A 5,343-nucleotide genomic window follows, 5' to 3' on the forward strand; every position below is an offset into this window, starting at 1 on the left:
CAATCAAACATTTACGGAGAGTTTGATCCTGGCTCAGGACGAACGCTGGCGGCGTGCTTAACACATGCAAGTCGAACGATGATGGAGAGCTTGCTCTTCGGATTAGTGGCGAACGGGTGAGTAACACGTGAGCAATCTGCCCTTGACTCTGGGATAAGCGTTGGAAACGACGTCTAATACCGGATACGACCCTTGGAGGCATCTCTGGGGGTGGAAAGAATTTTGGTCAGGGATGAGCTCGCGGCCTATCAGCTAGTTGGTGAGGTAATGGCTCACCAAGGCGACGACGGGTAGCCGGCCTGAGAGGGTGACCGGCCACACTGGGACTGAGACACGGCCCAGACTCCTACGGGAGGCAGCAGTGGGGAATATTGCACAATGGGCGAAAGCCTGATGCAGCAACGCCGCGTGAGGGACGACGGCCTTCGGGTTGTAAACCTCTTTTAGTAGGGAAGAAGCGAAAGTGACGGTACCTGCAGAAAAAGCACCGGCTAACTACGTGCCAGCAGCCGCGGTAATACGTAGGGTGCAAGCGTTGTCCGGAATTATTGGGCGTAAAGAGCTCGTAGGCGGTTTGTCGCGTCTGCTGTGAAAACCCGAGGCTCAACCTCGGGCCTGCAGTGGGTACGGGCAGACTAGAGTGCGGTAGGGGAGATTGGAATTCCTGGTGTAGCGGTGGAATGCGCAGATATCAGGAGGAACACCAATGGCGAAGGCAGATCTCTGGGCCGTAACTGACGCTGAGGAGCGAAAGCATGGGGAGCGAACAGGATTAGATACCCTGGTAGTCCATGCCGTAAACGTTGGGAACTAGATGTGGGGACCATTCCACGGTCTCCGTGTCGCAGCTAACGCATTAAGTTCCCCGCCTGGGGAGTACGGCCGCAAGGCTAAAACTCAAAGGAATTGACGGGGGCCCGCACAAGCGGCGGAGCATGCGGATTAATTCGATGCAACGCGAAGAACCTTACCAAGGCTTGACATATAGAGGAAACGGCTGGAAACAGTCGCCCCGCAAGGTCTCTATACAGGTGGTGCATGGTTGTCGTCAGCTCGTGTCGTGAGATGTTGGGTTAAGTCCCGCAACGAGCGCAACCCTCGTCCTATGTTGCCAGCACGTAATGGTGGGAACTCATGGGATACTGCCGGGGTCAACTCGGAGGAAGGTGGGGATGACGTCAAATCATCATGCCCCTTATGTCTTGGGCTTCACGCATGCTACAATGGCCGGTACAAAGGGCTGCAATACCGCAAGGTGGAGCGAATCCCAAAAAGCCGGTCTCAGTTCGGATTGAGGTCTGCAACTCGACCTCATGAAGTCGGAGTCGCTAGTAATCGCAGATCAGCAACGCTGCGGTGAATACGTTCCCGGGCCTTGTACACACCGCCCGTCAAGTCATGAAAGTCGGTAACACCCGAAGCCGGTGGCCTAACCCTCACGGGAAGGAGCTGTCGAAGGTGGGATCGGTGATTAGGACTAAGTCGTAACAAGGTAGCCGTACCGGAAGGTGCGGCTGGATCACCTCCTTTCTAAGGAGCACAGCAGTGCCGTCTGTATACAGCGGAGTAACACTGCCAAGCCATACGAAGACGAATGTTCTTCGATGGCGCTCATGGGTGGAACATTGACATTGATATGCAGAGATCATCTCTGGATCCAGTACGCCTGGTACCGCTTGCGGTGCCTCGTTGGAAAGGTCCGGTTATGAAGGAAACATATATGCACGCTGTTGGGTCCTGAGGGACCGGAACAACTGGGTTTTGCCTGGTTGGACTGTTCCTCTGGACCTTTTCTTGTCAGCAGTCGTACCGAACTTGTTCGGTCGCTGGCTTGGAGGGGTACCGCCCGTACTTTGAGAACTACACAGTGGACGCGAGCATCTTAAATTTGACAGTCTTCGGACTGCAAATTACAAAGATCTATTTATAGATCATTGGTCAATTTCGATCGTGAGACGAAAGTTTTACGATTCTTAATCGATTCAAACTCATGTGATTTCAAATTTCTAAGAGCAAACGGTGAATGCCTTGGCATGTAGAGCCGAAGAAGGACGTAGTAATCTGCGATAAGCCTCGGGGAGTTGATAAACGAACTGTGATCCGAGGATGTCCGAATGGGGAAACCCCGCCAGGCCCGTAAGGTGACCTGGTGACTCCCGCCTGAATATATAGGGCGGGTAGAGGGAACGTGGGGAAGTGAAACATCTCAGTACCCACAGGAAGAGAAAACAATAGTGATTCCGTTAGTAGTGGCGAGCGAACCCGGATGAGGCTAAACCGATCATGTGTGATAGCCGGCAGGCGTTGCATGGTCGGGGTTGCGGGACTTTTCTGCTGATTCTGCCGAACAGTGAGGGTTAGAGCGTTGTATAGACGAACAGGATTGAAAGCCTGGTCATAGAGGGTGCGAACCCCGTAGTCGAAATGCAGTAATCGCCCGAAGAGTATCCCAAGTAGCACGGGGCCCGAGAAATCCCGTGTGAATCTGTCAGGACCACCTGATAAGCCTAAATACTCCTACATGACCGATAGTGAACAAGTACCGTGAGGGAAAGGTGAAAAGTACCCCGGGAGGGGAGTGAAATAGTACCTGAAACCGTTTGCTTACAAACCGTTGGAGCCAGTCTGATTCTGGTGACAGCGTGCCTTTTGAAGAATGAGCCTGCGAGTTAGTGATATGTGGCGAGCTTAACCCGAGAGGGGAATGCGTAGCGAAAGCGAGTCTGAATAGGGCGATTCAGTCGCATGTCCTAGACCCGAAGCGAAGTGATCTATCCATGGCCAGGTTGAAGCGACGGTAAGACGTCGTGGAGGACCGAACCCACTTCAGTTGAAAATGGAGGGGATGAGCTGTGGATAGGGGTGAAAGGCCAATCAAACTTCGTGATAGCTGGTTCTCTCCGAAATGCATTTAGGTGCAGCGTTGCGTGTTTCTTGCCGGAGGTAGAGCTACTGGATGGCCGATGGGGCCTAAAAGCTTACTGACGTCAGCCAAACTCCGAATGCCGGTAAGTGAGAGCGCAGCAGTGAGACGGTGGGGGATAAGCTTCATCGTCGAGAGGGAAACAACCCAGACCACCAACTAAGGTCCCAAAGCGCGTGCTAAGTGGGAAAGGATGTGGAGTTGCACAGACAACCAGGAGGTTGGCTTAGAAGCAGCCACCCTTGAAAGAGTGCGTAATAGCTCACTGGTCAAGTGATTCCGCGCCGACAATGTAACGGGGCTCAAGCACGCCACCGAAGTTGTGGCATTGATATTTTTGGTAAGCCGCACACTTGTTGTGTTGGTTCAGCCGTGTTGATGGGTAGGAGAGCGTCGTGTGGCCAGCGAAGCGGCGGTGTAAACCAGCCGTGGAGGCTACACGAGTGAGAATGCAGGCATGAGTAGCGAAAGACGGGTGAGAAACCCGTCCTCCGAAAGATCAAGGTTTCCAGGGCCAGGCTAATCCGCCCTGGGTAAGTCGGGACCTAAGGCGAGGCCGACAGGCGTAGTCGATGGACAACGGGTTTATATTCCCGTACTGGCGAAAAACCGTCCAAGCTAATCCAGTAATGCTAAGCATCTGAATCCTCTAGATGGATCCCTTCGGGGTGAAGCGTGAGGCCTAGCGTGCGACCCTATGCTGGTGCGGTTAGCGTATTAACAGGTGTGACGCAGGAAGGTAGCTGAGCCGGGCGATGGTTGTCCCGGTCTAAGGATGTAGGCCGAGAGATAGGCAAATCCGTCTCTCATATAAGGCTGAGACCCGATGGGTAGCCCGTAAGGGCGAAATCAGTGATCCTATGCTGCCGAGAAAAGCATCGACGCGAGGTTTTAGTCACCCGTACCCCAAACCGACTCAGGTGATCAGGTAGAGAATACTAAGGAGATCGAGAGAATCGTGGTTAAGGAACTCGGCAAAATGCCCCCGTAACTTCGGGAGAAGGGGGGCCGGAGGCGTGAAGGGATTTACTCCTGGAGCGTTCGAAGGCCGCAGAGACCAGTGGGAAGCGACTGTTTACTAAAAACACAGGTCCGTGCCAAGTCGCAAGACGATGTATACGGACTGACGCCTGCCCGGTGCTGGAAGGTTAAGAGGAACGGTTAGCCGCAAGGCGAAGCTGAGAATTTAAGCCCCAGTAAACGGCGGTGGTAACTATAACCATCCTAAGGTAGCGAAATTCCTTGTCGGGTAAGTTCCGACCTGCACGAATGGCGTAACGACTTCCCAGCTGTCTCAACCGCGAACTCGGCGAAATTGCATTACGAGTAAAGATGCTCGTTACGCGCAGCAGGACGGAAAGACCCCGTGACCTTTACTACAGCTTGGTATTGGTGTTCGGTGTGGCTTGTGTAGGATAGGTGGGAGACTGTGAAGCTTGGACGCTAGTTCAGGTGGAGTCAACGTTGAAATACCACTCTGGTCATATTGGATATCTAACTTCGAACCGTGATCCGGTTCAGGGACAGTGCCTGGTGGGTAGTTTAACTGGGGCGGTTGCCTCCTAAAAAGTAACGGAGGCGCCCAAAGGTTCCCTCAACCTGGTTGGCAATCAGGTGTCGAGTGTAAGTGCACAAGGGAGCTTGACTGTGAGACTGACAAGTCGAGCAGGGACGAAAGTCGGGACTAGTGATCCGGCAGTGGCTTGTGGAAGCGCTGTCGCTCAACGGATAAAAGGTACCTCGGGGATAACAGGCTGATCTTGCCCAAGAGTCCATATCGACGGCATGGTTTGGCACCTCGATGTCGGCTCGTCGCATCCTGGGGCTGGAGTAGGTCCCAAGGGTTGGGCTGTTCGCCCATTAAAGCGGTACGCGAGCTGGGTTTAGAACGTCGTGAGACAGTTCGGTCCCTATCCGCTGCGCGCGCAGGAAATTTGAGAAGATCTATCCCTAGTACGAGAGGACCGGGATGGACGAACCTCTGGTGTGTCAGTTGTTCCGCCAGGAGCACCGCTGATTAGCTACGTTCGGAACGGATAACCGCTGAAAGCATCTAAGCGGGAAGCCGGCTTCGAGATGAGATTTCCATCCCTTCGGGGGAGAGGCTCGCAGCTAGACTACTGCGTTGATAGGCCGGATGTGGAAGAGGGGACTAAAGACCCTTGGAGCTGACCGGTACTAATAAGCCAATAATTTGATAACACACCAGTTTGAATAAGCTGCAAGCGTCCACTATGTGGTTCTCGACGTACGGTCGAGAACAACCCCGGCATCGCCCTCACAGGCAGTCGGGGTCTATAACTGAAAAATATAGAATCGATCCATCGAAAGATGTTTCGGCGGCTATAGCGAGAGGGAAACGCCCGGTCACATTCCGAACCCGGAAGCTAAGACTCTCAGCGCCGATGGTACTGCAGGGG

General features: G+C 53.7%; 3 rRNA genes. All 3 read left to right on the forward strand.

The window, feature by feature from the left end:
- Nucleotides 1-10 precede the first annotated feature (10 nt).
- Nucleotides 11-1,530, forward strand: a 16S ribosomal RNA gene (locus tag E3O39_RS18420).
- Nucleotides 1,531-1,996: 466 nt separating this feature from the next.
- Nucleotides 1,997-5,125 (forward strand): 23S ribosomal RNA (locus E3O39_RS18425).
- A gap of 133 nt (nt 5,126-5,258) precedes the next feature.
- Nucleotides 5,259-5,343, forward strand: a 5S ribosomal RNA gene (gene rrf / locus E3O39_RS18430); the annotation flags it as partial.

The sequence above is a fragment of the Cryobacterium sp. MDB2-A-1 genome, from assembly GCF_004402675.1.
Classification (GTDB): domain Bacteria; phylum Actinomycetota; class Actinomycetes; order Actinomycetales; family Microbacteriaceae; genus Cryobacterium; species Cryobacterium glucosi.